General features: G+C 29.9%; 1 protein-coding gene. It reads left to right on the forward strand.

Features of this window, described 5'->3' with window-relative positions:
• Nucleotides 1-317 precede the first annotated feature (317 nt).
• Nucleotides 318-962, forward strand: a complete 645-nt coding sequence (locus ACT3RN_RS15720) for a hypothetical protein (RefSeq protein WP_192520995.1) — start codon at nt 318-320, stop codon at nt 960-962.
• Nucleotides 963-1,179 lie beyond the last annotated feature (217 nt).

Genomic DNA, 1,179 nt, shown 5'->3' on the forward strand with positions numbered 1-1,179 from the left:
GCATGACTAAACTTAGTGCTTCAATGTTTTATATTATGGCTATAGCAACAAATTTTCCATTTAAATTGACATTAATGACCTTTTATATCCTATATCAACCGTTCATTCTATTGGTTTTAATTAGTGCTAACAGTCTATTGATGAGATTGATATACTAAAATCAATGGTTTAAGTTACATTAACTATTATATTTACGCTTAAAATCATTTTTAGCAACTCATAAAAATTTAGGGTTGGACTATCTAGTGGCTTCAAACCAAAAAATTGTTTAATTGATGATTTGTGATAAGAATACCTACCTGAATATGGGGCTGAAAATGAATAGTAGCGAAATATTTCAAAAAAGCGACTTAGGCCGATTAGAGATTAAATCTAGGCACTTAGGCGTATTACCGCGAGAAGCGCGAACACTACTTATTATGATTGATGGAAAGCGTGCTTATCAAAATTATCTCGATATACTTGATCGTAGTAAAATTTTTGCTGATTGCGGTGGTATAGAGCCACTTTTTGAGCTGTTATTAACGCTTGAGTGTATTGAAATAGTAACAGATAGTAATGCATTAGCTAAGACAACTGTTACTCAACAAGCATCTACTAAAGTCCAAAAAATTAAGAAACCTCAACACCAATCATCTTCTCAATCTTTTAGTGGTAAGACTGCTATAGAGTTTAATAGCTTATCTAGTAATGCAAGTAGAATAAAAAACGTAGGTAAAAAATCAATAGATGGTATATTGAATGCCATACCAACCAATGCCAGCTATGAGACGATAAAGCTAGATTTAGCCACTTATATAGAAAAACACACGTCACCTGTAGAAGCTTGGGGATATTTGTTAACTTTAGAAAAATGTCATGATAGCTCACAGTTATTGATGTTGATAAAAAAAATACAGAATAAAAACAGTGGCATTCTAGCGTATGGCATGGATACTTTTATTAAAAGAATCCAATACTAGTATGAAAAATGCTTATATCTTACAGTTAATTAGTAGTAGTTTTACTTGAGTAAAAAATCAATGGAATATGTAGTTCTACACAATAAGATATTGTTACTACAATTTATAATAATTAATTTTCATTAAATAAGTTTGTTATTTCACAATTAAGTTTATTGATAAGTTTGACTAATTAATATCATTTTTAATCGATAGATTTAGATAAGAAACAACTGGG

Source organism: Psychrobacter sp. AOP5-GZ1-6 (genome assembly GCF_052376345.1).
In the GTDB taxonomy this organism is placed as follows: Bacteria; Pseudomonadota; Gammaproteobacteria; order Pseudomonadales; family Moraxellaceae; genus Psychrobacter.